A 975-nucleotide genomic window follows, 5' to 3' on the forward strand; every position below is an offset into this window, starting at 1 on the left:
AGACCTGCTGCGAATCAAGCGATAAAAAGAAGGAAAGGAGGGTGACTAAAATGAAGGTTAACTAAAAGGCGTGCTTAAGATTTACAATACCAGCAATAATATTGAATCTCAGGTTATATTTTTTCTGAAAATTGCGATAAACATTCGACATAATCTTAAATATCTTTATCTCTCGGATCTTGTTTTCTACTCTCATTCTAAATGATGCTAATCTTCTATTATGCTCTTTCTGCTCTGGAGTTAATGGCTTTTTACGATACTTTTTATATGGAATTATAACATTGCTTTGCAATTTTTGCCAACCTTGATATCCAGAATCGGCATGTTTTATGCTATCAAGTGGTAAATATTTTTCTTGTTTCCTTATGCGAAAATCACTAATTCTACCACGGTATGACTTTGACACTGATAAAATTCTTCCTCCTTCTTCGATAATAATCTCAGTTTTCATAGTGTTGGTTCTTTTTTTTCCTGAATATGATTTCTTCCGTTTTTTACTATCTTCTGGTCTCTGTATTTGCTGTTCTGTAACATCAGCCAAAATCTTCAGTATTTTTTCTGGCGTCATACTTCTATCTTTTGTTATAGTCACTTTTTTGGCGAGTAATGGCTCTATTCTCTTAAGTAACCTACATACATTTGCGTTGTGTACATTGAATAGGCATCCTAAAAATCTATGCGTTATGTAAGTGCGATAGTACAAAATTACGCAAAACAACTTATCTTCCAGAGTTGGTAGTTTTGATCTTCTACCATGACACTTTTTCTGTTTTTCAAGTTTTTCCCATCCAGACCTCACTTTTTCCACTACTTTTTTGAACTCCTCTATAGTTAAACCTGTTATATTACGAAAGTTTCTTGGGTGTTTTTTCATATTATAGTAACTAAAGCTCATTTTTTTCCTTACTTGATCTGCTTCTTCTTCTACCTCTCTCACATCATTTTTTCAATCACCTTTTGCAGCAGGTCTCTAGA

At 33.3% G+C, this 975-nt stretch carries 1 protein-coding gene; it reads right to left on the reverse strand.

The features are described from left to right. Nucleotides 1–61: 61 nt before the first annotated feature. Entirely contained in the window at nt 62–895 is an 834-nt protein-coding gene (locus WOCAOBSORBRA_RS06025; RefSeq protein WP_174516155.1) for a transposase family protein, read from the reverse strand. Between the last annotated feature and the right edge of the window lie 80 nt (nt 896–975).

The organism is Wolbachia endosymbiont of Cardiocondyla obscurior (assembly GCF_902713635.1).
Classification (GTDB): domain Bacteria; phylum Pseudomonadota; class Alphaproteobacteria; order Rickettsiales; family Anaplasmataceae; genus Wolbachia; species Wolbachia pipientis.